General features: G+C 72.8%; 23 protein-coding genes. 13 read left to right on the top strand and 10 right to left on the bottom strand.

Annotated features, from left to right (window positions below):
- Window positions 1-13: 13 nt before the first annotated feature.
- Complete coding sequence (locus ACE101_RS21570; RefSeq protein ID WP_379133887.1) at window positions 14-1,249, top strand: DNA topoisomerase IB; 1,236 nt, start codon at window positions 14-16, stop codon at window positions 1,247-1,249.
- A 42-nt stretch (window positions 1,250-1,291) separates the two neighbouring features.
- Here the strand turns inward: ACE101_RS21570 and ACE101_RS21565 are convergent, their stop codons facing one another.
- The 3 genes from ACE101_RS21565 to ACE101_RS21555 all read right to left on the bottom strand — a co-directional run bounded on the left by ACE101_RS21565 (window position 1,292) and on the right by ACE101_RS21555 (window position 4,615).
- Window positions 1,292-1,981 (bottom strand): helix-turn-helix transcriptional regulator, encoded by a 690-nt coding sequence (locus ACE101_RS21565; RefSeq protein ID WP_379133884.1) that lies wholly within the window; start codon window positions 1,979-1,981, stop codon window positions 1,292-1,294.
- 384 nt (window positions 1,982-2,365) lie between these two features.
- On the bottom strand, window positions 2,366-3,268 hold the full coding sequence (locus tag ACE101_RS21560; protein WP_379133881.1) for a GGDEF domain-containing response regulator: 903 nt from the start codon (window positions 3,266-3,268) through the stop codon (window positions 2,366-2,368).
- A 228-nt stretch (window positions 3,269-3,496) separates the two neighbouring features.
- A complete protein-coding gene (locus ACE101_RS21555; protein ID WP_379133878.1) occupies window positions 3,497-4,615 on the bottom strand; it encodes an asparaginase in 1,119 nt (372 codons plus the stop codon).
- A gap of 345 nt (window positions 4,616-4,960) precedes the next feature.
- On the opposite strand from ACE101_RS21555, the gene dut reads away from it, so the two are divergent.
- The 3 genes from dut (at window position 4,961) to ACE101_RS21540 (ending at window position 7,099) form a co-directional block, all read left to right on the top strand.
- On the top strand, window positions 4,961-5,446 hold the full coding sequence (gene dut, locus ACE101_RS21550; protein ID WP_379133876.1) for a dUTP diphosphatase: 486 nt from the start codon (window positions 4,961-4,963) through the stop codon (window positions 5,444-5,446).
- A 9-nt stretch (window positions 5,447-5,455) separates the two neighbouring features.
- Window positions 5,456-5,956 carry an RrF2 family transcriptional regulator gene (locus ACE101_RS21545; RefSeq protein WP_379133874.1) on the top strand — a complete coding sequence of 167 codons (501 nt, stop codon included), beginning with the start codon at window positions 5,456-5,458 and terminating at the stop codon, window positions 5,954-5,956.
- Between the two features lie 96 nt (window positions 5,957-6,052).
- Window positions 6,053-7,099 carry an HD-GYP domain-containing protein gene (locus ACE101_RS21540; protein WP_379133872.1) on the top strand — a complete coding sequence of 349 codons (1,047 nt, stop codon included), beginning with the start codon at window positions 6,053-6,055 and terminating at the stop codon, window positions 7,097-7,099.
- Window positions 7,100-7,120: 21 nt separating this feature from the next.
- Here ACE101_RS21540 and ACE101_RS21535 read toward each other — a convergent pair whose 3' ends face one another.
- The 3 genes from ACE101_RS21535 to ACE101_RS21525 form a co-directional block, all read right to left on the bottom strand.
- Window positions 7,121-8,254: a M20 family metallopeptidase gene (locus tag ACE101_RS21535; protein WP_379133870.1), complete on the bottom strand. Its 1,134-nt coding sequence runs from the start codon at window positions 8,252-8,254 to the stop codon at window positions 7,121-7,123.
- A gap of 105 nt (window positions 8,255-8,359) precedes the next feature.
- Window positions 8,360-8,902, bottom strand: coding sequence for a cytochrome b (locus ACE101_RS21530; protein ID WP_379133868.1), 543 nt, complete (start codon window positions 8,900-8,902; stop codon window positions 8,360-8,362).
- Window positions 8,903-8,971: 69 nt separating this feature from the next.
- Window positions 8,972-9,655, bottom strand: coding sequence for a RibD family protein (locus tag ACE101_RS21525; protein ID WP_379133866.1), 684 nt, complete (start codon window positions 9,653-9,655; stop codon window positions 8,972-8,974).
- 138 nt (window positions 9,656-9,793) lie between these two features.
- Here ACE101_RS21525 and ribA point away from each other — a divergent pair, with 138 nt between their 5' ends.
- On the top strand, window positions 9,794-10,903 hold the full coding sequence (gene ribA, locus ACE101_RS21520) for a GTP cyclohydrolase II RibA (RefSeq protein WP_379133864.1): 1,110 nt from the start codon (window positions 9,794-9,796) through the stop codon (window positions 10,901-10,903).
- 38 nt (window positions 10,904-10,941) lie between these two features.
- A complete protein-coding gene (locus tag ACE101_RS21515; RefSeq protein ID WP_379133861.1) occupies window positions 10,942-12,579 on the top strand; it encodes a dihydroxyacetone kinase subunit DhaK in 1,638 nt (545 codons plus the stop codon).
- Between the two features lie 46 nt (window positions 12,580-12,625).
- Here ACE101_RS21515 and ACE101_RS21510 read toward each other — a convergent pair whose 3' ends face one another.
- Entirely contained in the window at window positions 12,626-13,420 is a 795-nt protein-coding gene (locus tag ACE101_RS21510; RefSeq protein ID WP_379133858.1) for a class I SAM-dependent methyltransferase, read from the bottom strand.
- A gap of 81 nt (window positions 13,421-13,501) precedes the next feature.
- On the opposite strand from ACE101_RS21510, the gene ACE101_RS21505 reads away from it, so the two are divergent.
- The 3 genes from ACE101_RS21505 to ACE101_RS21495 all read left to right on the top strand — a co-directional run bounded on the left by ACE101_RS21505 (window position 13,502) and on the right by ACE101_RS21495 (window position 16,986).
- Entirely contained in the window at window positions 13,502-14,296 is a 795-nt protein-coding gene (locus ACE101_RS21505) for a helix-turn-helix transcriptional regulator (protein ID WP_379133856.1), read from the top strand.
- A 115-nt stretch (window positions 14,297-14,411) separates the two neighbouring features.
- Window positions 14,412-15,422: a BMP family protein gene (locus ACE101_RS21500; protein ID WP_379133853.1), complete on the top strand. Its 1,011-nt coding sequence runs from the start codon at window positions 14,412-14,414 to the stop codon at window positions 15,420-15,422.
- 25 nt (window positions 15,423-15,447) lie between these two features.
- Window positions 15,448-16,986: an ABC transporter ATP-binding protein gene (locus ACE101_RS21495; RefSeq protein ID WP_379138844.1), complete on the top strand. Its 1,539-nt coding sequence runs from the start codon at window positions 15,448-15,450 to the stop codon at window positions 16,984-16,986.
- Window positions 16,987-17,007: 21 nt separating this feature from the next.
- Here ACE101_RS21495 and ACE101_RS21490 read toward each other — a convergent pair whose 3' ends face one another.
- The gene (locus tag ACE101_RS21490) at window positions 17,008-17,970 is read right to left on the bottom strand and encodes a tyrosine recombinase XerC (protein ID WP_379133850.1); all 963 of its coding nucleotides are present in this window, start codon (window positions 17,968-17,970) and stop codon (window positions 17,008-17,010) included.
- 96 nt (window positions 17,971-18,066) lie between these two features.
- Window positions 18,067-18,945 carry an aldose 1-epimerase family protein gene (locus tag ACE101_RS21485; protein ID WP_379133848.1) on the bottom strand — a complete coding sequence of 293 codons (879 nt, stop codon included), beginning with the start codon at window positions 18,943-18,945 and terminating at the stop codon, window positions 18,067-18,069.
- 209 nt (window positions 18,946-19,154) lie between these two features.
- On the opposite strand from ACE101_RS21485, the gene ACE101_RS21480 reads away from it, so the two are divergent.
- The gene (locus ACE101_RS21480; protein ID WP_379133845.1) at window positions 19,155-20,321 is read left to right on the top strand and encodes a M20 aminoacylase family protein; all 1,167 of its coding nucleotides are present in this window, start codon (window positions 19,155-19,157) and stop codon (window positions 20,319-20,321) included.
- Window positions 20,322-20,722: 401 nt separating this feature from the next.
- On the opposite strand, the gene ACE101_RS21475 is transcribed toward ACE101_RS21480, so the two are convergent.
- Entirely contained in the window at window positions 20,723-21,754 is a 1,032-nt protein-coding gene (locus ACE101_RS21475) for an aspartate-semialdehyde dehydrogenase (RefSeq protein ID WP_379133843.1), read from the bottom strand.
- 529 nt (window positions 21,755-22,283) lie between these two features.
- Between ACE101_RS21475 and ACE101_RS21470 the strand changes: the two genes are divergently transcribed.
- The 3 genes from ACE101_RS21470 to miaB all read left to right on the top strand — a co-directional run bounded on the left by ACE101_RS21470 (window position 22,284) and on the right by miaB (window position 25,143).
- Window positions 22,284-23,183 (top strand): hypothetical protein, encoded by a 900-nt coding sequence (locus tag ACE101_RS21470; protein WP_379133840.1) that lies wholly within the window; start codon window positions 22,284-22,286, stop codon window positions 23,181-23,183.
- Window positions 23,184-23,238: 55 nt separating this feature from the next.
- Entirely contained in the window at window positions 23,239-23,664 is a 426-nt protein-coding gene (locus ACE101_RS21465) for a hypothetical protein (RefSeq protein ID WP_379133838.1), read from the top strand.
- A 135-nt stretch (window positions 23,665-23,799) separates the two neighbouring features.
- On the top strand, window positions 23,800-25,143 hold the full coding sequence (gene miaB / locus ACE101_RS21460; protein ID WP_379133835.1) for a tRNA (N6-isopentenyl adenosine(37)-C2)-methylthiotransferase MiaB: 1,344 nt from the start codon (window positions 23,800-23,802) through the stop codon (window positions 25,141-25,143).
- Window positions 25,144-25,152: the final 9 nt, after the last annotated feature.

The following is a 25,152-nucleotide window of genomic DNA, read 5'->3' as shown; positions in this document are numbered from 1 at the left end:
GAGAGGCAGAAGCATGCTGTCGGATCCCGAGACGGCGACGTCCGCGCCGGAGGATCGCGTCGACACCCGCGAGGCCGCCCGCGAGGTCGGCCTGCGCTACGTGAGCGACGAGGAGCCGGGCTACCGTCGCAAGCGCAACGGGCGCGGCTTCCGCTACATCGACCCGCAGGGCCGGCCGGTGACGGACGAGGCGGTGCTCAAGCGCATCAAGGCCCTGGCGATCCCGCCCGCCTACACGGACGTGTGGATCTGCCGCCACGCCAACGGGCACATCCAGGCGACGGGCCGCGACGATCGCGGGCGCAAGCAGTACCGCTACCACACGCACTTCCGCGAGGCGCGGGAATCGACCAAGTTCGCCCACATGATGGAGTTCGCGGCCGTGCTCCCGGCGCTGCGCGCCACCGTGCAGGAGCATATGGGCCGGCGCGGGCTGCCGCGGGAGAAGGTGCTCGCCACCGTCGTCCATCTCCTCGAGACCACGCTGATCCGGGTCGGCAACGACGATTACGCCCGTGCGAACCGCAGCTACGGCCTCACCACCCTGCGCGACCCCCACGTCACGGTCGAGGGGGCGTCGCTGAAATTCCGCTTCAAGGGCAAGAGCGGCAAGGTCTGGCAGCTCTCCGTGCAGGACCGGCGCGTGGCGAAGATCGTGAAGGCCTGCCAGGACCTGCCGGGCCAGGAGCTGTTCCAGTATCTCGACGCGGACGGGGTGCAGCGCGACGTCACCTCGGCCGACGTGAACGCCTATCTGCGCGAGATCTCCGGGCGCGACATCACCGCCAAGGATTTCCGCACCTGGTCCGGCACGGTGCTGGCGGCGCTGGCCTTGCGGGAATTCGAGGCCTTCGACAACCAGGCCGCGGCCAAGCGCAACATCCGCAGCGCCATCGAGCGGGTGGCCGAACGGCTCGGCAACACGCCGACCATCTGCCGCAAGTGCTACATCCACCCCGAGGTGCTCGGCTGCTACCTCGACGGCGAGTTCCTGCTCCGGATCCGCGACGAGGTTCAGGCGGAGCTGCGCGAGGACATCCACCGGCTGCGGCCGGAGGAGACGGCCGTGCTCGCCCTGTTGCAGGCGCGGCTCGCGGGGGCCTCGCGGGACGCGACGCCGGCGCGGAACGCCGATGCTGCGGCGGGCCGCAGCCGCAAGGGGACGACGGATTCGGCCAAGCCGTCCGGTCGCACCTCGTCCGGTCGCAAGTCGTCCGGTCGGAGGACCTCTTCGCGGCGGGCCGCCTGAGGGCGGAGCGCATCCGCGGCGGACGGAGACCGGGCGGCCCCCTCAGTGGGGAGCCGCCGCGTGGCCGTGATGCCGCGTGGTCCGGATCGCGCCGTTCGGGCGGCCGGCGGTCTGCTCGGTATCCACCACCGGCGACAGCCCCATCTGCCGGGCGAGCTGCACGAGGTCCTTGAGTCGTCCGGTCTTGGTCTTGCGGCGCAGGTTGAGCCGGTGCGTCTCCACCGTCCGCACGCTGACGGTGAGGCGGCGCGCCACCTCCTTGTTGCTGAAGCCGGCGCTGAGGAAGCGCAGCACCTCGGCCTCGCGGGGGGTGAGCCCGAGGCTGGCGGCCACTTCCTCCGCGGCGGTGAGGTCCGGCGCGCCGTCGCAGAGCGGAACGCCGCGGGCCAGCCCGATGATCGCCGCGCAGATCTCGTGCGGGGCGGCGGTGCGGGCCACGAAGGCATCGGCGCCGGCCGCAACCCAATCACCCAGGAGTGCGGCATCGGCCGCCAGGAACGCCACCAGCACCTTCAGCCCCGGGTGATGCGCGCGCAGGGCGGCGATGGCGGCTGCCCCGCATTCCGGCGCGAAGACCAGCGCGACGCCGCCCTGGAGCGATGCCTCGATCCCCGCCCGCAGGTCGCTCTCGCTCACCGTCCGAAGCTCCGGATGGTGCTCCAGCGTCGCCTGGAAGGCTGCTCCGAGATCCGCCGGCTCATCCACGATCAGCACTTTCACGGCGTCACTCATACCGTTCTGCCTCCGTCTCGGCGCGGGACACGCGCCAGTGTTGACGGGGGATCCGCTTCAAGCGGCATTCCAGCCGGCGGCGCTGCGTGGGCCGTTCGGGCGAGAGAGCCCCGGCCGAACACCCGGGATTCACCGCGACGGTTGGCAGTCGCTTGAAATTCATGAGGTTTTTCGCTCAGCCGCGAGGGGTCCGGCACCGGCGGCGGCGGTTGGTAACCGCGCGTTAAGGTTGAGAAACGGTCGCCCGCCGTCACGCACGGTCGGTTCATCCCCGGATGATCGATGCCGGCCGTGACCACCTGTTCCGGATCGGGACAGCGACGGTCATCGGGCGGACGATCGCGCAGCCCGGCGAAGTCTCCGGTGCCGGGCCGCCGGCCGGCATCAGCCCGTACGGGCGAGGACGAGGTCCGCGAAGGCGGACACCACGCGGTTGCGGCCGCTCGACTTCGCTTCGTAGAGGGCGATGTCCGCGCGCTTGTACAGGCTCTCCTGCGTCTCGCCCTCGGACCACGCACTCACCCCGAAGCTGCAGGTGAGCTGCACCGGGCCCCGGCTGCCCTTGAAGCGCAGCTGCGTGCAGCGCAGGCGCAGGCGGTTGGCCGCGGTCTCCGCCTCCTCCAGGGTCCGGCCGGGCAGGGCGATGCCGAATTCCTCGCCGCCCAGACGTCCGACGATGCTCTCGGGCAGCTCGCAGAGCGCCCGCGCCACGCCCTGGATGGCGGCGTCCCCGACGTCGTGGCCGTGCTCGTCGTTGATGCGCTTGAACATGTCGATATCCGCCAGCACGAGGCCGAACCGGCCGTGGGCCCCGGCCCGCTCGGCGGTGTCCGACAGGCGCTGGATGAAGGCGCGGCGGTTGAGCAGCTGCGTGAGCGCGTCGGTCTCGGCGAGGCGGATCAGCTGGCGCTGCATCCGGGTCATGCGCTCCGCCGCGCGCAGCCGCGCGTAGAGTTCCTCGGCGCCCGGGGGCTTGTCGATGAAGTCGTCCGCGCCGCTGTCGAGCGCCTCGGCGAGGTTGCGGGCGTTGCGCGCCGACGACATGGCGATGATGGAGAGCGGCCGGTGCCCCTCCGCCAGCAGGCGGACGGACCAGCACAGTTCGAGCCCGCTCAGCGGCCGCACCTCGAGGCTGGTGATGAGCGCCGTCACGGAGGCGTTGGCCGTGATGAAGTCGAGCGCCTCGCGGGAATCCGTGAAGGTGTTCACGGCATAGCCGCGCGGGTCGAGCAGCGAGCCGATCACCTTCAGTACGACCCGGCTCGGGTCGACGACGACGATGTGCATGACACTCCCCCTGCGCGACACCCGGCTCGGAGCAGCGTCGGGCCGGCGCGGAAGCGGGTATCCCGTCCGCGCGGCCAATCTCGCGCAAGCTGATTAACGTCCTCTCAAGGATGCGTTCCGGATCCGCCAAGACGCCGTGCCCGCGTCGAGCAGTCTAGACGCGGCGGTCTCGGCCCCGTGCCGTGGTGCCGCGCCGGACCGCATCGCGGCCCGGCGCGGCCGAAGGGCTCAGTATTCCCAGAAGATGCGCTGCAGTTCCTTGGTGTCGCTGGTGCGGGTCAGCGCCACGGCGGCCAGGATCTTGGCCTTCTGGGGGTTGAGATCGTGGGCGACGACCCAGTCGTACTTGTCGTCCGGCTGCTCGGCGTTGCGCAGGACGAAACCGTCGCCCACGCGCGAGGAGCGGATGATCAGCGTGCCCTTCGCGCGCAGATCCTTGAGCGTGTCGACGAGGTAGCCCGCCACCGAGCCGTTGCCGGTGCCCGCATGGACGATCGCCTTGGCGCCGCCCTGGGCGGCGGAGGTGTAGGGCGTCGGGTTCATGTTGCCCGAGCCGTACACGATGGCGACCTCCGGCAGGGCGTCGATCGCCTCGATGTCGAATTCCGAGGCGGTGCCGTGCCGCTTCACCGGCGCGCGGAAGAAGTAGGTCTTGCCCTCGACCACCATGCCGAGCGGTCCCCATTGGCTGAAGAAGGCGCTCGGCTTGATGTTGACGCGCTTCGTCACGTCGCGCCCGGCCTGGATCTCGTCGTTCATGGTGACGAGGACGCCCTTGCCCCGGGCCTCCGGGCTCGCCGCGGTGACGACCGCGTCCGTGAGGTTGAGGGCGCCGTCCGCCGAGAGCGCCGTCGAGGGCCGCATCGAGCCCACCACCACGATCGGCTTGTCGCTCTTCACCACGAGGTCGAGGAAGAACGCCGTCTCCTCCAGCGTGTCGGTGCCGTGGGTGATGACGACGCCGTCGACGTCATCCTGCTTCAGCAAGGCCGAGACGCGTTTGCCGAGCGCGATGAGCTGGGCGTTGGTGAAGCTCTCCGAGGCGATCTGGAAGACCTGCTCGCCGCGGACATCCGCGACCTGACCGAGCGTCGGCACGGCGGCGATGAGCTTGTCCACCGGGACCTTGGCGGCCTGGTAGGTGGCGCTGTTGCTGGCATCCGCTCCGGCGCCCGCGATGGTGCCCCCCGTCGCCAGGATCACCACGTTCGCCTTGCGGGTGGCGGCGGTTCCGGCATTGGGCTGGGGCGCCTCCAGGGCGGCGGCGGGGGTGAGGCCGGCGAGCGGCAGAGCCGCGCCGAGGAGGAGGGCGGCGAGACCGAGGCGCCGGGGCGAGGCTTGGGGCATGTCGGATCTTCCGTTGCGGGATCGTGCGTCCATGAGGCACGGCCGCCTCACCATAGCCAACGCCGCATCCGGCGGAACCCGTCTTCCGTGTCGTGGCGGTGCGCGTCGGGGCCGGCCGGCTCCCGGGTAGCCGCCGATGCCCCGTCCGGGGCATAAGGGGCGCCCGGCCCGCGGGGGATCTCCGCGGGAACGGATCCCGTCCCGCGGCTTTGGTTGTGCCGCAATCCCTGCAACGCACTGGCTTCCGCAGCGTCGGACGGTGCGCGCGAGGTGTTCGCCGATGCCCGATCAGCCCTTCCGCCGATGCCGCCCGTATCCGACGCGTGGCGCTCTCCGGATGCGCGCATGATGGCGGACGATCTCGCCGTCGAGGTCCGCATCCTGGATCCGCGCCTGCCGGGCTGGGGATTTCCGCGCTGGGGGTCGGCGCTCGCCGCCGGGCTCGACCTGCATGCCTGCCTCGACGCGCCGCTCGTCCTCGCGCCGCAGGCCGTGCCGGCCCTGGTCCCCGCAGGCTTCGCGGTGGCGATCCGCGATCCGGACTGGTGCGCCCTGGTCTATCCGCGCTCCGGCCTCGGCCATCGCGAGGGGCTCGTCCTCGGCAATACGGTCGGCGTCATCGACGCCGATTACGAGGGTCCCCTGATGCTCTCGGTCTGGAACCGCAACCCGCCGGAAACCGGGGCCGCGCTCACCATCGCCCCCGGGGAGCGCATCGCACAGCTCGTCTTCACCCGCGTGACCCGGCCGGGGATCCGCGTCGTCGAGCGCTTCTCGGGCGAGGCGGCGGCGCGGGGCGCGGGCGGCTTCGGGTCGAGCGGGCGGTCCTGAGGGGAGGGGATGGCGCAGCCCTCGTCCCAGCTCCGCCCGGCTCCCGCGGAGCCCGCGACGGCGGAGGCGCTCCCCGCGCTCGCCCCGCCGCGTCTCGCCCTCGCGGTGGCGGCGGTGATCGACATCGCCCTGCATGCCCGTCCCCAGCCGGTGAGCGCCAAGGCGCTCGCCGCCCGCCACGGGCTGCCGCCGCGGCATCTCGAGCCAGTCCTCCAGGCCCTGGTGCGCCACGGCCTGCTGAAGGGCCTGCGCGGCCCGCACGGGGGTTACGAGCTCGCCCGCGAGCGGCGGCGCATCAGCGCGGGGGACGTGGCCCGGGCGGTGCTGAGCCTCGATCAACCCGAGCCGGCCCGGCCCGCCCTCGCCGCCCTCGTGCATCCGCTCCTCGCCGGTGCGGGCCAAGCCTATCTCGCCGTCCTCGACGCGGTCTCGATCGAGGATCTCTGCCGCCAGGCCGAGGCCGCGCAGCTTCTGCCGCCCGACCCGCCGGCCGGAGATTTCGCAATATGATCCGGGATACTTTGTTTAAAGAACGATTCAGCAAACTCCGCGATAGTGCCCCGGACCGCCATGCCGGATGGAAGGCAGGCACGAGATCCGACGCGCATGACCGCAGCCGCTGATACGTCCGTCATCATCGTCACGGCCCGCCCGGACCCGAGCCCGCTGTCGCGCATCTTCTCGCCGGCCTTTCCGACCCTGGTGGTGAAGGATGCGGAGGAGGCCCGCGCGGCCCTGGACCGGCAGGCGGCGGACCTCGTGATGATCGAGGACGCGGCCGAGGTCGACGGGATCGGCCTCGTGGGCGAGCTGCGCCGCCTGCCGCATCTCGCCCGGACCTCGCTGATGCTGCTGGCCTCCGGCAATCCGGCCGCCACCCGCCGCCGGGCGCTGGAGGCGGGCGCCACCGACGTGGTGCTGCCGCCCCTCGACGGCCTCGACCTGCAGATCCGGGCCCGCAACCTCATCGCGCTCGCCCGGGCGCAGGGCATGGCCGCGACGGCGAACGGCCTCGTCCGCGAGATGGAGCGGATGACCGTCGAGAGCGCGCAGCGCGAGCGGGAGATCATCCACCGCCTGATGCTGGCGGCGGAGTTCCGCGACGACCAGGCGGGCGACCACCTGACCCGCGTGGCGGGCTGCGTCATCGCCATCGCGGACGGGCTCGGCCTGCCGGAGGAGGAGGCGAACGACATCGCGCTCGCCTCGACCATGCACGACATCGGCAAGATCGGCGTCGCCGACGCGATCCTGCGCAAGCCCGGGCCGCTCACCGACGAGGAGCGGGCCGAGATGATGCAGCATGCCCTGCGCGGCTACCGCATGCTGAGCGACAGCCCGTCGCGGCTCCTGCGGCTCGCGGCCGAGATCGCGCTGACCCATCACGAGCGCTGGGACGGAACCGGCTATCCGCGCGGCCTCAAGGCCGAGGAGATCCCGCTGCCCGGCCGGATCACCGCGGTGGCCGACGTCTTCGACGCGCTGATCTCCGACCGGGTCTACAAGCCGGGCTGGTCCCTCGACCGCGCCCGCGGCTTTCTGGAGGAGCAGTCCGGCTCGCATTTCGACCCGACCTGCGTCCAGGCCTTCCTGTCGCGCTGGGACGACGTCGTCGCGCTGGTCGAGGATCGCCCGACCGACCGGGCCGCCTGAGCGGGTTCCGGCCCGGTTCGCTCACAGGGTCTCGAGCAGCCGGCGCATCAGCCGGCAGCGGGGCGCGACCGATGAGATCAGGCCGTATTCGGCGAGGGTGTGGGCGCCGTCCCCGTCGATGCCGAGGCCGTCGAGGGTCGGGATGCCGAGGGCGGCCGTGAAGTTGCCGTCCGACCCGCCGCCCGTGAGCGGCACCTCGCCCAGCGCGAGGCCGAGTTCGGCCTCGGCGATCCGGCGGGCCCGCTCGTAGAGCCGGCCGGTGGTCTCGGAGCGCGGATAGGGCGGGCGGTTCATGCCGCCGGTCACGGTGACGGCGAAATCCGGCGAGGGGCTCAGGGCCAGGATCTGCGCCGCGCAGGCCTGCCCGTCCGCCGCGGTGACCACCCGCAGGTCGGCGCTGAACCGGCAATGCTGCGGGATCACGTTCTCGGCCGTGCCGCCGCGGATCAGGCCGACCGTCGTGGTGATGCCGCGGTCGTAATCGGTCATGCCCTCGATGGCGAGGATCAGCCGGGCCGCCTCCCGGATGGCGTTGCGCCCGTCCGCGTGACGGCTGCCCGCATGGGCCGGGCGGCCCTCCACGTGGACGTCGAAGCGGCCGACGCCCTTGCGGCCGGTGACGACCTTGCCGCCGTCGCGGCCGGGCTCGGTCACCAGCACCGCGGCGGCCTCCCGCCCGAGATCCTCGATCAGGCCCCGGGTCGTGGGCGAGCCGATCTCCTCGTCGCTGGTGAACAGGAAGACGAGGGGGCGCTGCGCCGCCCCGCCCTTCGCGGCGGCAATGAAGGCTTGGAGGGCGAGCCACGCCCCGCCCTTCATGTCGTAGACGCCCGGCCCGTAGAGACGGTCGCCCTCCACCCGCACGGGCAGGTCCGCGGCGAGGGTGCCGAGGGGATGCACCGTGTCGAGATGCGAGAGCACCAGCACCGGGGCGTCCGGCCGTTGCGGGCCGGCCCGCAGGATCAGGCTGTCGCCGAGGCCGTCCTTGCCGCCGATCCGCTCCCAGGGAATGCCGGCCCCGTCGGCCTCGGCGGCCACCGCATCCATCATCCGGTTCACGCCCGCCGCGTCGTCGGTGGGGCTCTCGATCGAGGCCCAGCGCCCGATGCCGGCGACGGTCTCCTCGGATGACGGGACGGTGGTGTCGCTGCTCATGGGCTCTGGCTCCTCCGGGCCGAAAGCCTGCCCATCCCGCGATGCCGCGCCCGCCGCAAGGGGCGTTCGGGCAACGCGGCCATGCCGGGCGCGCCGGCCGCGGCGTCAGGGCGTGCCGGTTCCCGGCAGCATGCGCCGCAGCGTCGGGTCGCGGCGGACGAAGTGATGGTGCAGCGCCGCCCCGATATGGACGAGCACCACGGCGACCAGCAGGAAGGCCGCGACGACGTGGACGCTCAGGATGCGCTCGCCGACCGGCATGCCGCCGGAGATCGGCAGGGTGACGGACAGGAGACCGAACCACGCCACGGGCGCGCAGCAGGCGGAGGTGCCCGCCCAGCCGAGCACCGGCACCAGCACGATCAGCCCGTAGAGGGCCATGTGCGAGGTGCGGGCGGCCGTCCGCTGCCACGCGGGCAGGCCCTCGACGAGGCCCGGCGCGCCGCGGGCGGCCCGCACCAGAATGCGGGCGAGGGCGAGCGCCAGCACCGTCAGACCGACGGACTTGTGCAGCTCGAACAGCCGGTTCTGCAATTCGCCCTCGCCGATATTCGTCATCGTGATCGCGACGGGGACGAGCCCGAAGATCAGGAGGGCGATGGCCCAGTGCAGGAATTTCTGGACGGACGAGTAATGGGTCGGCGTCATCGGCCCCTCCGCGGCGCATGGCCTCCGGAGAGGTAGGGCGCTGCGCCCGGGACGGGCACGGGGGCGGGCTCACGGCGGCGCGCAGCGGCGCAGGTCGCAGTCGAACAGCACGTCGCCGTCGCAGAGCGGATAGCAGCGGGTGACCGGGCGCATCGCCTCGCGCAGGGCCGCGATCGGGCGCAGGTCGAGGCCGGGCCGGCCCGATCCGAGCAGCAGCGGCGCCACCATCACATGCAGCCGGTCGATCGCCCCCGCATCGATGAAGCGCGAGATGGTGTGGGCGCCGCCCTCGATCAGGATGCGCGCGAAGCCGAGGCGACCGAGGGCCGCCACCAGCGCGGGCGGCGAGAACGGGCCCGGCGCGTCGATCCGCAGGGCCTCGGCGCCCGCGGGGACGCGGCTCTCCGGCCGGCAGACCACGATGCGGCGCACGCCGTCCGCGTCGCGCAGGCATTGCGCCCCGGCCGGGATCCGGCCGGCCGGATCGATGACGATGCGGGCCGGGCTGCGACCCGCCACCCGCCGCACCGTGAGGAGCGGATCGTCCGCCAGCACCGTGCCGATCCCGACCACGATCGCGTCCACATGCGCGCGCAGGCGGTGGAGATGGTCGAGCGCGGCGGCCCGGTTGATGTATTTCGAATCGCCCGACAGGGTGGCGATTCGCCCGTCCAGGGATTGACCAAGCTGGGCAATCACGAAAGGTTGATCGCGGGAACCTTCCGCCAGGGGCGCGAAAAGCGTGGCGGACATCCCATCTGTCGCCGCATCCGCGTCAGGCCCCGGCCGGGCCTGCGTGGACGTCCAACCTTCCCTCGCGTATTCCACCCCGGCCTTCATCACGATCTCCCGACGCGGTTCGGTCCCGGGCGGCACGTCCACGAGTTGCTCATGTCTCTGACCACGAACGTAGACGAGCGGCCGCGCCGCGAACAGGTGCAGGTCGAGCGGGCCATCGCCGAGATGCGGGCCGGACGGCCCGTCGCGATCCTCGGCGACGAGCCGGCGCTCGCCGTCTCCGCCGAGAGCCTCGATGCCGATCTCGCCGCCGCGCTCGAAGACCTGAGCCGCACGGCGCGCCTCGTGCTGCCGGCGCCCCGCCTGCGCCGCATCGGGCTCTCCAGCCGCTTCGAGGCGGGGGCGGTGGCGCTGCCGAGCGTCGATCCGGACCGGATCGCGGCGCTCGCCCTCAAGGTCGACGGACGCATCGACGCCCCGGTCGCCTGCCCCCGGCGGGTCGACGCGGTGGCCCTCGAACTTGCGCGGCTGGCTCAGATGATCCCGGCCGTGGTGGTGGCGCCGGTCGCGGCGGTGCCGGCGGATGCGCTCGCGGTCGAGCCCGGGGCGGTGGAGCAGTTCCGCACCCGGCAGGCGGCGTCCCTCGCCATCGTCAGCCGGGCGCCGGTGCCCCTCGACGGTGCGCCCGAGGCCGAGTTCGTGGTCTTCCGCGGCGGCGAGGGTCTGCGCGACCACGTGGCCGTGGTGATCGGGCGCCCGGATCGCGGCGAGCCGGTGGCCGTGCGGGTGCATTCCGCCTGCCTCACCGGCGACCTCTTCGGCTCGCTGAAATGCGATTGCGGCGACCAGCTGCGCGGCACCGCGCGCTGGATGGCCGAGAATGGCGGCGGCATCATCCTCTACCTCGACCAGGAGGGACGGGGGAACGGGCTCGCCAACAAGATCCGCGCCTACGATCTCCAGGCGAAGGGCTTCGACACCTACGCGGCCGACGCCGCGCTCGGCTTCGGGCTCGACCAGCGCCGGTTCGACTTCGCCGCCGCCATGCTGCGCTGCCTCGGCGTCGACACCGTGCGGGTGCTGAGCAACAACCCCGAGAAGATCGCCGCCCTCTCGGAGGCGGGCCTCACCGTGGTCGGCGCCCAGCGGGCGCTCGGCCGCGTCACCCCGGAGAACGCGCGCTACCTCGCCGCCAAGCGCGACGTCGCCGGCCACGCCCTCGACCTCGGTCCCTTCGCCTGTGCCGAGGTGACGGGCGGATAGCCTTGCCGGACCCCTGTTCCGCGAAAGGACGCGCGCCCATGACCCACTTCCTCAACGATCGTGCCACCCTGGTCGGCGATGCGGTGGACGGGCTCGTGGCGGCGAGCGAGGGGCGGCTCGCCCGCCTCGACGGCGATCCCTCGATCCGCGTGGTGCTGCGGGCGGACTGGACCGGCGAGGCGGTCGCGGTGGTGTCGGGGGGCGGCTCCGGCCACGAACCCGCCCATGCGGGTTTCGTCGGGCCGGGCCTCCTCACCGCGGCGGTGTGCGGGGACGTCTTCGCCTCGCCCTCGGTGGACGCGGTTCTGGCGGCGATTCTCGCCGTCACCGGTCCGGCGGGCTGCCTCCTCATCATCAAGAACTACGCGGGCGACCGGCTGAATTTCGGCCTCGCCGCCGAGCGCGCCCGGGCGGCCGGGCTGATGGTCGAGACCGTGACGGTCTCGGACGACGTCGCCATCCCGGGCGCGAAGCAGCCGCGCGGCCTCGCCGGGACGCTCATCGTCCACAAGGCCGCGGGTCACGCCGCCGCCGCGGGCCGGCCGCTCGCGGAGGTCGCCGCGGCGGCGCGCCACGCGGCCGCTTCCGTCCAGTCCCTCGGCATCGCGCTTTCCACCTGCACCGTCCCGGGCCGCGAGCCGGAGCAGCGCCTCGCGCCGGGCGAGGCGGAACTCGGCCTCGGCATCCACGGCGAGCCGGGGATCGAGCGCATCCCGCTCCCGCCCGTGCGGGATCTCGCGGCGCGGATGACCGCGCGCTTCGACGGCCCGGTCGCCTCCGCGGAGCGGCTCGCGCTCCTCGTCAACAATCTCGGCGCCACCACCGCCCTCGAGATGCAGGTGCTGACGAAGGCCGTGCTCGACACAGCCCTCGGTTCCCGCGTGCGCCTGCTCCTCGGCCCGGCCCCCGCCATGACGGCGCTCGACATGCACGGCGCCTCGCTGACCGTCGTCGCCCTCGATGCGGCGCTGGAGGAGGCCTTACGCGCCGAGACCCCCGTCCTTGCCTGGCCGCGCGCCCGGGCGGTCGTCCCGTCCGTGCTGAGGCCGCTTCCCACCGGGCTCTCCCGCGCGGAGGCGGCGCCCGCCTCGCAGGATCCGCGCGTGGCGGCGACGATCGAGGCCGCCTGCCGCGCGCTGATCGGGGCGGAGGGCGATCTCAACGCCCTCGACGCGAAGGTCGGCGACGGCGACACCGGCACCACCTTCGCATCGGCCGCCCGCGCGGTGCTTGCCGATCTCGACCGGCTGCCGCAGGCGGACCCGGCCGCCCTGTGCCTCGCCCTGTCCGAGCGCCTCGCCCGCGTGGTCGGCGGATCGAGCGGCGTGCTGATGTCGATCTTCTTCGCGGCGGCCGGGGCGGCGCTCGGGCGGGGCGCCGGCTGGCCGCAAGCCGTGGCCGAGGGCATCGATCGGCTCCAGCTCCATGGCGGCGCCAAGGCCGGCGACCGCACGCTCCTCGACGCGCTGATCCCGGCGGCCGCGATCCTCGGCGCGGGCGGCCTCTCCGCCGCCGCCGAGGCCGCCCGCGACGGCGCGCGGGCGACCGCAGCCATGACCCGGGCCGGGACCGGGCGGTCGAGCTACCTCGCCGCCGACACGCTGGCGGGGCACGAGGATCCGGGCGCCGCCGCGGTGGCGCTCGTGTTCGCGGCGCTGGCGGGACGGGCGGCGTAGCGCCGGCACCCACCCCGCGCTCCGTCATCGATCCGGAGCGGCGGCCTCACGCCGCGCGCGCTTCGATCATCAGCCCGTCGATGAAGAAGGACCCGTCCGGCTCGATGGCGAAATGCCGCCGCACCGGCTCGGAAGCGAGCGCCTGGAGCGCCCGGATCGCCTGCACATGCGTCTCGGGCGTGCGCATCCGGGCGATCCAGGAGGCGAATTCCATCTTCAGGCGCCACGTGCGGCAGGCCTCGACGACGAAGCCGCAGCGGGTGAGCATCCCGGTCCATTCGGAGGCCGTGTAGTCGCGCACGTGGGAGGGATCGCGCAGCAGCTCCACCGCCTGGAGATGGGTATCGAGGAGGGGCGAGCCCGGGGAGACGATGTCGATGAAGATGGCCGGGGCGCCGGGCTCGGCCACCCGCCGCGCCTCGCGCAAGCCGCCCTCGACGTCGCGCCAGTGATGGGCGGAGAAGCGGCTGGCCACGAAATCGACGCTCGCATCCGGCAAGGGCAGGCGCTCGGCCGGGGCCTCGACGGTCTCGATGGCGGTGAGGCCGCGGGCCCGCGCGGTCGCGGCCACCGCCGCCAGCATCTCGGCGGAGAGATCGCAGGCCGCCACCGCCCGCGCGTGGCGCGCCAGCACGTAGGCGACGTGCCCGCCGCCGCAGCCGAGATCGAGGGCGCGCCGCGGGGCGGCCCGGGCGGCGATCGCGTCGAGGGCGGCGAGATCCTCTCCCGTGGCGTGGACCGCGCTCTCCACATAGGCCGCGGCCCGCGGGCCGAACTGCGCGGTGACGAGGGTCTCGTGCGAGACGGGGGTCGAGGCGGGGATCTCTTGCGGCTTGTCCATGGTGCGTCTCCGTGACCGTCTCATCCTGCCCGTCTTTCAGCCTGGTACAAGCTGAGCGCTTATCCTGGTATAGAAGCTGCCATGCTCGCACCGGATCAGCGCCGCGACCTCGGGGCCTTCGTGCGCTCGCACCGCGAGCGGCTGCGGCCGGACCAGCCCACCGGGCGGCGCCGGACGCCGGGCCTGCGCCGCGAGGAACTCGCCGCCCGCGCGGGCATCAGCCCGACTTGGTGCGCCTGGATCGAGCAGGGGCGGGACGTGCAGGTCTCGGCGGAGGCGCTCGACCGCCTCGCCCGCGCGCTCGCCCTCACCCGCGCCGAGCGGGCCTACCTGTTCGAGCTCGCCGGCCGGCGGGATCCGCGCGCGGCGCAGCCCGGCCCGAGCGCCGACGCCCCGGCTTCGCTGCGGGCCGCGGTGGCGGCGATCGGGCATCCCGCCTACGGCCTCGACCGGCTCTGGAACGCCTGCTGCTGGAACGCCGCCGCCGGGCGCCTGTTCGGCGGCTGGCTCGACGGCGCGGGCGGGCGCAACCTCCTGCACTACGTCTTCCGCGACCCGGCGGCCCGGCGCCTGATCCCCGAATGGGAGGAGCGCGCCCGGCGCGTCATCGCCGAATTCCGTGCCGATTACGGCCAGTGCCTCGCCGATCCCCGCGCCCGCACCCTGGTGGAGGATTTGCGGCGCGACAGCCCGCTCTTCGCGGCGATCTGGGACGAGCAGGACGTCCGCGACCGGACCGGGGGGCTGCGCCGCTTCCACCATCCGGAGGACGGGCCCGTCGCCTATCTCCAGCACAGCTTCGCGGCCTCCGACCGGCCGGACTACAAGCTCGTCCTGCTCGTGCCCGTCGCCGCGGAGCGGTGCGGCCCGGCCTGACCTGCCCGGCTCAGCGGCGCCGCGCCCGCGATCCGCTCGGGATTGCCCGTGGAAACGGCTTGCGCCGGGCGGGCCGGCATGGTGGCCTGGATCCAAGACGCGGGGGAGCCCAGGAATGATGCGAGACGAGCGGGGATTGAGCCGGCGCGGCCTGCTGGCGGCGGGAGGCGCGGCGCTCGCCAGCGCCGGACTCGGCGGGCCGGCCTGGGCCGCCAAGGCGAAGCCGATCGCGGTCGCCCTCGTCGCCTCGGTGCCGATCGAGCAGCAATGGATCAGCCGGATCCATCTGGCGCTCAAGGCGGCCGAGACGCGTGGCGACATCACCTACGTCTATTCCGAGAACGTCGCCAACACCGATGCGGAGCGCGTCATCCGCGAATACGCGGAGGGCAGGAAGGACCTGATCATCGGCGAGGCCTTCGGGCTGGAGCGCCCGGCCCGCAAGATCGCCGGGGATTACAAGAGCACCGCCTTCCTGATGGGCTCGTCCTTTCCGGCGCAGGCGCCCAACCTCTCGGTCTTCGACAACTACATCCAGGATGCCTCCTTCCTCACCGGCATGGTGGCGGGCAAGGAGACCAAGACCAACCTGATCGGGATGGTCGGCGGCTACGCGATCCCGGAGGTGAACCGGCTGATGCACGCCTTCATGGCGGGCGCGCGGTCCGTGAACCCGGACGTCAAGTTCCTCGTCTCCTTCATCAATTCCTGGTACGACCCGCCCAAGGCCAAGGAAACGGCCTTCGCCATGATCGAGCGCAAGGCGGACGTGCTCTATGCCGAGCGCTTCGGCGTCTCCGACGCCGCCAAGGAGCGGGGCGTGAAGGCGGTCGGCAACGTCATCGACACCGCCGCGCAATATCCCGGCACGGTGATCGCCTCGGCCCTCTGGCACATGGAGCCCACCATCGACCGCGCGGTGGCGAAGGTGATCGACGGCTCCTGGGCGGCGGAGGATTACGGCCCCTGGAGCCACATGGCGAAGGGCGGCTGCTCCCTCGCGCCCCTCGACCCGAAGCTGGTGCCGCAACCGGTCATCGACCTCGTTCTCGCCAAGGAGAAGGAGATCCGCTCCGGCGCCTTCACGGTGGCGGTGAACGATTCCGAGCCGAAATCCACCGCCTGACGTGGACGCGCCCGAAAAGCCCGTCATCCTCGAACTGCGCGGCATCACCAAGCGGTTCGGCGCGCTCGTCGCCAATGACGGCATCGACCTCGATCTGCGGGCCGGGGAGATCCTGGCCCTGCTCGGCGAGAACGGCGCCGGCAAGACCACGCTGATGAACATCCTGTTCGGCCACTACACGGCCGACGCGGGCAGCGTCCGGGTGGCCGGGGGCGACGGGCGCCTCGCTGCGCTGCCCCCGGGCCAGCCCCGCGCCGCGCTCGCCGCCGGGATCGGCATGGTTCATCAGCACTTCACGCTCGCGGACGCCCTCACGGGCCTGGAGAACGTGATGCTCGGCACCGAGAGGCTCTGGCGGCCGCGGCGCCGGACCGGCCCGGCGCGCCGACGCCTCGACGATCTGATGCGCCGCTCCGGCCTCACCGTCGACCTCGACCTGCCCACCGGCCGGCTGACCGTGGGCGAGCGTCAGCGGGTGGAGATCCTCAAGGCCCTCTACCGCGATGTGCGGGTGCTGATCCTCGACGAGCCCACCGCCGTCCTCACCCCCGCCGAGAGCGAGGGCCTGTTCGCGACCCTGCGGACCCTGGCGGAGCAGGGGCTCGCCATCGCCTTCATCTCGCACAAGCTCGGCGAGGTGGTGGCGGGCAGCGACCGGATCGCGGTGCTGCGCGGCGGGCGCAAGGTGGCGGAGCGGGCGACCAGGGGCGCCGACCGCGCGCTCCTGGCGGAACTCATGGTCGGCCGCGCGGTGCCGCCCTCGCGCCGCACGGCGCGGGCGCCGGGCGTCGAGGTACTGGCCCTGGAGGGCGTGTCCGTGCCCGGGGCGGATGCCCGCAACCGGCTGGAGGGGGCGAGCCTCGTCCTGCGCGAGGGCGAGATCCTCGGCATCGCGGGCGTCGCCGGCAACGGGCAGGCGGCCTTGGCGCGGCTGCTGTTCGGGCTCGCCCGGCCGGGTGCCGGCACGGTGCGGCTGCGGGGCCGGCCGCTCACCCGCTTTTCACCGGACCGCTTCGTGGCCCTCGGGATCGGCCGCATCCCCGAGGACCGGCACCACGAGGGCGCCGTGCCGTCGATGTCGGTGGCCGAGACCGTCGCGGCCGAGGGCATCCGGAGCCGCTTCCAGCGCCTCGGCTTCCTGCGCTTCGGGGCGATGCGGGCGCGGGCCGAGGAGGCGATCGCGGCCTATGCGATCCGCTGCCCGGGGCCCGACGCGCCGATCCGGCTCCTGTCGGGCGGCAACATGCAGAAGGTCATCCTGGCCCGGGCCCTCGACGCGGATCCGGTGCTGATCGTGGCGGCGCAGCCCACCCGCGGCCTCGACATCGGCGCCGTCGCCGCGGTGCATCGCCGGCTCCTCGACGCGCGGGGGCGCGGGGCCGGGATCGTGCTGATCTCGGAGGATCTGGACGAGCTCTTCGCCCTGAGCGACCGCATCGCCGTGATGGTGCGCTCGCGCCTGTCCGAGGCGCTGCCGGCGGAGAGCCTCGATCTCACCCGACTCGGGCTGATGATGGCCGGCCAGGCGATGCGCGAGTCTCCCCCGGCCGCGGCCGGGGCCTGAACCCCGGCCGGCGGAGGATCGCTATCCCCGCCCCGCCCGCGGATGGGCGGCATCGAAGGCACTGAGGAGGCGGGCGGAATCGACCTTGGTGTAGACCTGCGTGGTGGCGAGCGAGGCGTGGCCGAGCAGGTCCTGGATCGCGCGCAGGTCGCCCTGGCGCGCGAGCAGGTGCGTGGCGAAGGAGTGGCGCAGGGCGTGGGGCGTCGCGGTGTCGGGCAGGCCCAGGGCCCCGCGCAGGGAGGCGACCGCGAGCTGCACGATGCGCGGCGAGAGCGGACCGCCCTTCTGCCCGACGAAGAGCGGGCCGTCCGGCGGCAGCGGATGCGGGCAGGTGGCGAGGTATTCCTCGACGGCCGCCTGAACCGGCGCGATCACCGGCACCATCCGGGTCTTCTGTCCCTTGCCGACGATGGTGAGCGCGTCGAGGCCGCCCACCGGCGCATCCTTGCGGAGGATGCCGAGCGCTTCCCCGATGCGCAGGCCCGCCCCGTAGAGCAGCGCCAGCACCGCGGCGTCGCGGGCGAGCACCCAGGCTGGTCGATCCTCGCCCGCGCGGATGTCGGGGCTCGCCATCGCCACCGCGGCGGCGACGGGCAGCGGCCGGGGCAGGCGCCGCTCCATCTTGGGCGAGCGCACGGCGGAGAGGGCCGAGACCGTGCCGTGACCCTCGCGGTCGAGATGGCGGGCGAAGGAGCGCAGGGCCGCGAGCGCCCGCATCAGGCTGCGCCCGCTGACGCCCTCCGCCCGCCGCGCCGCCATGAAGGCGCGGACGTCCCGCGGCTTGAGGGCGACGAGGGCGGGGATGGTCGGCGCGGCCCCGGAGCGGGCGAGATGGGCCAGGAACTGGCGCAGGTCGCGCTCATAGGCCTCGACGGTATTCGCGGAGAAGCGCCGCTCGGCCTTGAGCGTGACGAGCCACGCCGCCGCCGCCGCGCGGACATCCGCGGCACCGAGGAGGAGGTCGGGAGGCGTGGTCTGGAGCATGGGCGATCCGTCGTGGGAGGCCGTCGCCCCCGCGCGAGGCGGGAGCGATGGGGCCTCGCAACCCAACCGGATCGCGGTTTCCGTCCGGTTGACGGGTCAGGCCGCCTCGACGCTCAGCACCACCCCGTGCCGCGCGCTCGCCCCCGGCGCGAGCAGGCGCTGCGAATCCCGCTCGGAGAGGTCGCCGGAGAAGCCCATCCAATCGGCGTGGCCCGTCCAGCATTCGAGGGACAGGAAGGGCGCGGTCGGCTTCGTCCACACGGCGAGATGCGGGAACTCCGCCGCCTCCAGCCGGATCGCCGCGCCGGAGGGCGCCGTGAAGCGCATCCAGCGGCTGCGGGCGTTCAGGAAGACCAGCGCCTCCGTGAACAGGTCCGGATCGAGGGGCAGCGCGTCGCCGTCGAGGGGCACGGGGCGCTCGTCGCGCCGCAGCAGGCCGCCCGGCCCGACCTCCGGCGCGGCGGGCCGCTCCGGCTGCTCGAAGCGCACCGCGTAGCCGCCGCCGGCCCGGCGCTCCCCATCCGCGAAGGGCCAGGGGAAGGCCGGGTGGAAGCCGAGCGCGTAGGGCAGGGGCGCCCCGCTCGGATTCGTCACCTCGCAGGCGAAGGCGAGGCGCCCCGCCTCCACCTGCGCGGCGATGTCGAGGCGGAACGGGAAGGGATAGCGGGCGAGCGTCTCGGCCGTCTCCGTGAGGCGCAGCCGCACCCGGTCCGGCCCCTGCTCCACCACCGTGAAGCGGCTGTCGCGAGCGAAGCCGTGCTGCGCCATCGGATAGCTTCGGCCCGCCACCGCGACCTGGCCCCCGGCCGAGGCGCCGACGACCGGGAACAGCCAGGGGGCGTGGCGATTCCAGTGGGCCGGGTCGCCGCTCCAGAGATACTCGCGGCCATCCACCTGCCAGGAGACCGGCTCCGCTCCGTGCAGGGCGATGACGGCGCGCGTGCTGCCGTCGCGGATCTCGATCGTCTCGCTCATCGGTTGTCCTCGGAATCGTCCTCAGGCGACGGGCGCCTCGGTCGCCGATGTCAGTCGCCCGTCGCGGGTGTCGTGGCAAGCCACGCCGTGAGGTGATGGGGCTCATGCGCGCGGCGCGACCCAGCCCGGAGTTGACCGGCGCCCTGGCCTGCGGCTTGCTGGTCGCTTCGATCTTCGGCCACGTCATCCATCACGATTCCGAGACTCCCATGCCCGTCATCAATCGCGTTGCCGCGCTCACCGACGAAATCACGGCCTGGCGGCGCGACTTCCATCAGCATCCCGAACTGCTCTTCGCGGTGGACCGAACCGCCGGCCTCGTCGCCGAGCGCCTGCGGGCCTTCGGCTGCGACGAGGTCGTGACGGGGCTCGGCCGGACCGGCGTCGTCGGCGTGATCCGCGGCCGGACGGGGAGCTCGGGCCGCACCGTCGGGCTGCGGGCCGACATGGACGCGCTGCCGATCGAGGAGGCGACCGCCGTGCCCTACCGCTCGACGGTGCCGGGCAAGATGCACGCCTGCGGGCACGACGGGCACACGGCGATGCTGCTCGGCGCCGCCAAGTACCTCGCCGAGACCCGCAACTTCGACGGCACGGCGGTGATGATCTTCCAGCCGGCCGAGGAGGGCGGCGGCGGCGGCGACGCCATGGTGAAGGACGGCCTGATGGAGCGCTTCGGCATCCAAGAGGTCTACGGGCTCCACAACAAGCCCGGCCTGCCGCTCGGCCATTTCGCCATCCGGCCGGGGCCGATCATGGCGGCGGTGGACCGCTTCACGATCACAGTGGAGGGCCGGGGCGGCCACGCGGCCCAGCCGCAGGAATGCATCGACACGGTGCTGATCTCGGCCCACATCATCACGGCGCTGCAATCGATCGTGGCGCGCAACGCCGATCCGATCGCCTCGGCGGTGGTCTCGGTGACCACGATGCGGGCGGGCGAGGCCTTCAACGTGCTGCCGCAGACGGCGGTTCTGAACGGCACCGTGCGCAGCCTGACGGAGGCGACGCGCCAGCTCTGCGAGGAGCGCATCGGCGCGCTCGCCGCCGGCATCGCCGCGGCCTTCGGGGCCACCGCGCGGACGGTCTACAGCCGCGGCTACCCGGTGACCGACAACCACCCGGAGCAGGCCGCCTTCATGGCCGACATCGCCGCCGAGGTCGCGGGCGAGGACGGCGTGAACCGGGCCGTCGACCCGATGATGGGCGCGGAAGACTTCTCCTACATGCTGGAGCAGCGGCCGGGGGCCTACATCTTCCTCGGCACCGGCGAGGGCCCGGGCCTGCATCACCCGGCCTACGACTTCAACGACGCGGCGACGCCCTACGGTGTGTCCCTGTGGGCGCGGCTGATCGAGCGGGCGATGCCGGCCTGATCGGGCGCGCGTCCGCGGAGCAACCCTCCAGGGCGCTGACCGGCACGAGGATGACGCAGGCGACGCTTCGGCCCGATGCCGACATCCTCGACCGCTTCCGCGCCTCAGGGCTGGGGCAAGGCCGGATCAACGCCGCGCCGCCAGCCCTTGATCTGCCCCCGCACCGGGTGCCGAGGGCATCGTCGTTGCTGACCGGAATTCCCGGCCCTTTCCCGGACGACTGGAGCGTCAGCGGAAGGAGATCCGGGAAGGGGATTGTCGCGGAACGACTTGCGATTTCCGTCGGGGTCGCGAATTCGTCTTGAGACCGAAGCTGGAACCAGTCGGTCCGGCAAGGCTCATCATCGCGCCCGACAGCCCCTCGACCCCGGGGGGAGGCGAGGGGCTCCCGATCCGCGTGCTCAGGCGGCCGTCTTCGGGCTGATCAGCTTGCGGTTGATCAGCACCTCGGCGATCTGCACCGTGTTGAGGGCCGCGCCCTTGCGCAGGTTGTCGGACACGCACCAGAAGGACAGACCGTTCTCGACGGTGATGTCCTCGCGGATGCGCGAGATGTAGGTCGCGTCCTCGCCCGCCGCCTCGTGCGGGGTGATGTAGCCGCCCGGCTCGCGCTTGTCGTCGACGAGCACGCCCGGCGCCGAGCGCAGGATCTCGCGCGCTTCCTCGGCGCTGATCGGCCGCTCGAACTCGACGTTCACCGCCTCCGAGTGACCGATGAACACCGGCACGCGCACGCAGGTCGCCGTCAGCTTGATCTTGGGGTCGAGCATCTTCTTCGTCTCGGCCACCATCTTCCACTCTTCCTTGGTGGAGCCGTCTTCCATGAAGACGTCGATGTGCGGGATGACGTTGAAGGCGATGCGCTTGGTGAACTTCTGCACCTTGACCTCGCCCGCCGTGAAGACGGCGCGGGTCTGGTTGAACAGCTCGTCCATCCCCTCCTTGCCGGCGCCGGAGACCGACTGGTAGGTGGCGACCACGACGCGCTTGATGGTGGCGGCCTCGTGCAGCGGCTTGAGGGCCACGACGAGCTGCGCCGTCGAGCAGTTCGGGTTGGCGATGATGTTCTTCTTCGAGAAGCCGGTGATCGCGTCCGCGTTCACTTCCGGCACGATCAGCGGCACGTCGGAATCGTAGCGGAAGGCCGACGAGTTATCGATGACGACGCAGCCCTGCTGACCGATGCGCGGCGACCATTCCTTCGAGGTGTCGCCGCCCGCGGACATCAGGCAGATATCCGTGTCGGAGAAGTCGTACTGGTCGAGGGCCTGCACCTTCAGCGTCTTGTCGCCGAAGGAGACCTCCTGGCCGAGGCTGCGGCGGGAGGCCAGCGCCACGACCGTCTCGGCGGGGAAGGCACGCTCGGCCAGGATGTCGAGCATCTCCCGGCCCACATTGCCGGTGGCTCCGACGACGGCGACCTTGTAACCCATCTTGCTTCTCCAGTTCGGCGAAAGACTCCTCCCCGGAGAGTGCGGGCGGGCTTCACTGAAGGAGCCCGGCCTCCGTCCGCCACGGACGGGGAGGGATCCGAGGACGACGCGAGGCTTCAGCCGGCGGTGATCGCCGTCAGGGCTTTCGGTTTCGTCGTAATCGACACAGCACGCATGGCGCGGTCAAAATCCCCGGACGCTGCGCCCACGGAAGATGGGGAGCACGGCCGAGCGCAGCAACACCGCGGGCTGCCCTTCTGTCAAGGGCCGGGACGCTGCGCCGGCGACAGATTCGTCCGGTCGTCAGCGCTCACGGCCGATTCACCATGATCCGCACGAGGCGTGGACAGGACGCCGGCGCGAACGGGTTGGCGAGGCGGCTGCGGTTGCATGGGCGCGCGGCCCGATCTCCCGGCTGCGCCGGGCGGACCTGCGTGAGGCCGGTCCGCCCGGCCTCGTGTCTCCGCATCATTTCCGCCGCCGAACGGGCGACCACGACGGCGAATGATGCCCAGCGATCGGAGGCCCCGTGCCGCTGCGGGATTTCGACGATGCGGCCCTCACGCGGGCCGGACGCGCGCTTGCCCGCGATCTCGGACCGGCCGAGCCGATGCTGCCGCGGCCGCTGCCCCGGGCCGCCCGGCGCTCCGGCTGGCAGCCCCTGCGCAAGAGCATCGGCGCCGCCGCGGTGATCGCGCTCCTCAGCATCCTGGCGAGCGAGCGCCGGGACGCGCCCGCCCCGGCGCCGGCCGCCATCGCCGCCCCGCCCGTCTGGGAGGATGCCGCGGCCGACCGCTACCGCCTCGACGGGACGGATGAGGCGCGTGCCGGCGCCCGGCGGCGGCCGAGCCTCGGCCTGCGGGAGGACAGCCTCGCGCTCGGCGACTTCGGCACCATCGAGACGCCGTTCCTGCGCGTCACCCTGGCCGAGGCGCCCGATCTGGAGACCGGCCTGTTCGTGAGCCTCGTGCGCCGGGCCGCCGAGCATGACGGTCTCGCGGTGATCCGCACCGGCGACCGCGGCCGGATCGAGAGCCGCTTCGGACCGGTCGAAACCCTGGAGGCCACGCTGTCGGGGTCGGAGGGGCAGCGCGCCTGCACGGCCTTCCGCTTGCTCGATCCCGCGATCCGGCTCGACGGCTGGCTCTGCGCCCCCCTCGGCCTGCCGCCGGAGCCCGTCGCGGTCGGCTGCGCCCTCGACCGGCTCACCGCCCGGCCGAACGTGCTGCTGCCGGCGGCCGTGGTCGATCTCCTGACCCGGCCCGCCCGCCCGGTCTGCGCGCCGCCGGCGCCCGAGCCGAGGGACACGACGGCGGCCCGCCGGCCCCGCGAGCGAAAAAATGCGGCGAAAGTGCGACAATCGGCCCAAGCGTGGCGGGATCCGGGAACTACGGCCGCGCTGGGACGTCATCCCGACACAAGCCGCTGACCTTTCCTTATCCACTTGCCGCTACGCTCGCGGCACCATGATCGAGGTTCCGTCCATGCGCACGTCCCGCCTAGCCCTGCTCGGGCTTCTCTCCCTCGCGACCCTGGGCGCCGGAACCGTCGGCTCGGAGGCGCAGGACAGCTACGTCATCCGCAGCTACCGCGGCGGTCAGGGCCTCGCCATCCGCGTGCGTCCGCGCAGCTGGCTCGATGCCGGCAACGTGGTGGCGCCGAATGCGGGCTCGGTCTCCAACCCGGCGACGAACCCGCACTTCATCACGGCGTCGTACCTGGCCTCGCCGCCCTACATCGCCAACCGCGAGCGCTGGGGCGGGGCCGGCGTGCTGCCCGATCCGATCACCAACACCGCCTTCATCGGGGCAAGGCCGGGCCTGTCGTCCGTTTCGGTCGACCTCTCGGGCCTCGATTACCTCGATCCGACCTCGCCGCTCTCCCGCCGCCGCTACGCCCGCGGCTACTGATCTCCCGGATCGTCACCGGCGCGACGGGCCCCGCGAGGGGCCCGTTCCGTTTCCGGTCCGCCTATTCTCAATCCGGCCGCGACGGCTTACATGACGGGGAACCCTCCGCCCCATCCCCCGCAGAAGGCCGGTTCGTTGAAGAAAGCGTTCGTCAAATCCTACGGCTGCCAGATGAACGTCTACGACGCGGCCCGGATGGTGGATCTGCTCGGCCGCGAGGGCTTCACGGAAACGGCCGTGATGGAGGAGGCGGACGTCGTCGTCCTCAACACCTGCCACATCCGCGAGAAGGCGGCGGAGAAGGTCTATTCCGAACTCGGCCGGGTGCGCGACCTCAAGGGCGAGCGTGCCGAGGCCGGGCGCGAGACGACCATCGTCGTGGCGGGCTGCGTGGCCCAGGCCGAGGGGCGCGAGATCATCCACCGGGCCCCCTCCGTGGACGTGGTGGTGGGGCCGCAGAGCTATCACCGCCTGCCCGACCTGTTGCGTCGGGCCCGGGAGGGCAAGGTCGTCGATACGGAATTCCCCATCGACGACAAGTTCGATCACCTGCCGCCGCGCCGGGTGCTCGGCGCCTCCGCCTTCCTCACCGTGCAGGAGGGCTGCGACAAGTTCTGCGCCTTCTGCGTGGTGCCGTACACGCGCGGGGCCGAGGTCTCGCGGCCGGTGGACAAGATCCTGGCCGAGGCCGAGCGCCTCGCCGCGGGCGGCGCGCGCGAACTCACCCTCATCGGCCAGAACGTCAACGCCTTCCACGGCGAGGGGCCGGACGGGGCGACGTGGTCGCTCGGCCGCCTGCTGCGCCGCCTCGCCGAGGTGCCGGGCATCGCGCGGCTGCGCTACACCACGAGCCATCCGCGCGACATGGACGACGACCTCATCGCCGCCCATCGCGACTGCCCGGCGGTGATGCCCTACCTGCACCTGCCGGTGCAGTCGGGCTCGGACCGCATCCTCGCGGCCATGAACCGCAAGCACGACGCCGACACCTACCGGCGCCTCATCGACCGCATCCGCGCGGCGCGGCCGGACATCGCGCTCTCCTCCGACTTCATCGTCGGCTTCCCCGGCGAGACCGACGCGGATCATGCCGAGACGCTGCGCCTCGTGGCGGATGTCGGCTTCTCCAGCGCCTTCTCGTTCAAGTACAGCCCGCGGCCGGGCACCCCGGCCGCCGAGAGCGAGGACGCGGTGCCGGAGGCGGTGAAGCGCGAGCGGCTGGCCGAATTGCAGGCGCTCCTCGACGCGCAGACCAAGGCCTTCAACCGGGCCTCGATCGGGCGCGTGGTCGACGTGCTGATCGAGAAGGCCGGCCGGCATCCGGGTCAGGTCGCCGGCAAGTCGCCCTATCTCCAGGCGGTGCAGATCGAGGCGGATGCGGCCGTGATCGGCACGGTCCTGCCGGTGCGCCTCACCCGCGCCGGTTCCAACAGCCTGTTCGGGGAACGGGCGGAGGCGGCGCCGGCCGCCGCAGCATAGGGGCTCCGA

The organism is Methylobacterium carpenticola, assembly GCF_042748905.1.
Taxonomy (GTDB): Bacteria; Pseudomonadota; Alphaproteobacteria; order Rhizobiales; family Beijerinckiaceae; genus Methylobacterium; species Methylobacterium carpenticola.
This window is presented reverse-complemented; position numbering and strand designations above follow the sequence as displayed.

Excerpts from the sequence above, each read along its gene's own strand:
- ACE101_RS21490 (WP_379133850.1), bottom strand. The coding sequence starts at position 17,970 with ATGCTCCAGACCACGCCTCCCGACCTCCTCCTCGGTGCCGCGGATGTC.
- ACE101_RS21475 (WP_379133843.1), bottom strand. The coding sequence starts at position 21,754 with ATGGGTTACAAGGTCGCCGTCGTCGGAGCCACCGGCAATGTGGGCCGG.
- ACE101_RS21465 (WP_379133838.1), top strand. The coding sequence starts at position 23,239 with ATGCGCACGTCCCGCCTAGCCCTGCTCGGGCTTCTCTCCCTCGCGACC.
- ACE101_RS21500 (WP_379133853.1), top strand. The coding sequence starts at position 14,412 with ATGATGCGAGACGAGCGGGGATTGAGCCGGCGCGGCCTGCTGGCGGCG.
- ACE101_RS21545 (WP_379133874.1), top strand. The coding sequence starts at position 5,456 with ATGGCGCAGCCCTCGTCCCAGCTCCGCCCGGCTCCCGCGGAGCCCGCG.
- ACE101_RS21530 (WP_379133868.1), bottom strand. The coding sequence starts at position 8,902 with ATGACGCCGACCCATTACTCGTCCGTCCAGAAATTCCTGCACTGGGCC.
- ACE101_RS21525 (WP_379133866.1), bottom strand. The coding sequence starts at position 9,655 with ATGTCCGCCACGCTTTTCGCGCCCCTGGCGGAAGGTTCCCGCGATCAA.
- ACE101_RS21565 (WP_379133884.1), bottom strand. The coding sequence starts at position 1,981 with ATGAGTGACGCCGTGAAAGTGCTGATCGTGGATGAGCCGGCGGATCTC.
- ribA (WP_379133864.1), top strand. The coding sequence starts at position 9,794 with ATGTCTCTGACCACGAACGTAGACGAGCGGCCGCGCCGCGAACAGGTG.
- ACE101_RS21510 (WP_379133858.1), bottom strand. The coding sequence starts at position 13,420 with ATGGACAAGCCGCAAGAGATCCCCGCCTCGACCCCCGTCTCGCACGAG.
- ACE101_RS21485 (WP_379133848.1), bottom strand. The coding sequence starts at position 18,945 with ATGAGCGAGACGATCGAGATCCGCGACGGCAGCACGCGCGCCGTCATC.
- ACE101_RS21540 (WP_379133872.1), top strand. The coding sequence starts at position 6,053 with ATGACCGCAGCCGCTGATACGTCCGTCATCATCGTCACGGCCCGCCCG.
- ACE101_RS21480 (WP_379133845.1), top strand. The coding sequence starts at position 19,155 with ATGCCCGTCATCAATCGCGTTGCCGCGCTCACCGACGAAATCACGGCC.
- ACE101_RS21570 (WP_379133887.1), top strand. The coding sequence starts at position 14 with ATGCTGTCGGATCCCGAGACGGCGACGTCCGCGCCGGAGGATCGCGTC.
- ACE101_RS21555 (WP_379133878.1), bottom strand. The coding sequence starts at position 4,615 with ATGCCCCAAGCCTCGCCCCGGCGCCTCGGTCTCGCCGCCCTCCTCCTC.
- ACE101_RS21515 (WP_379133861.1), top strand. The coding sequence starts at position 10,942 with ATGACCCACTTCCTCAACGATCGTGCCACCCTGGTCGGCGATGCGGTG.
- dut (WP_379133876.1), top strand. The coding sequence starts at position 4,961 with ATGATGGCGGACGATCTCGCCGTCGAGGTCCGCATCCTGGATCCGCGC.
- ACE101_RS21560 (WP_379133881.1), bottom strand. The coding sequence starts at position 3,268 with ATGCACATCGTCGTCGTCGACCCGAGCCGGGTCGTACTGAAGGTGATC.
- ACE101_RS21505 (WP_379133856.1), top strand. The coding sequence starts at position 13,502 with ATGCTCGCACCGGATCAGCGCCGCGACCTCGGGGCCTTCGTGCGCTCG.
- ACE101_RS21535 (WP_379133870.1), bottom strand. The coding sequence starts at position 8,254 with ATGAGCAGCGACACCACCGTCCCGTCATCCGAGGAGACCGTCGCCGGC.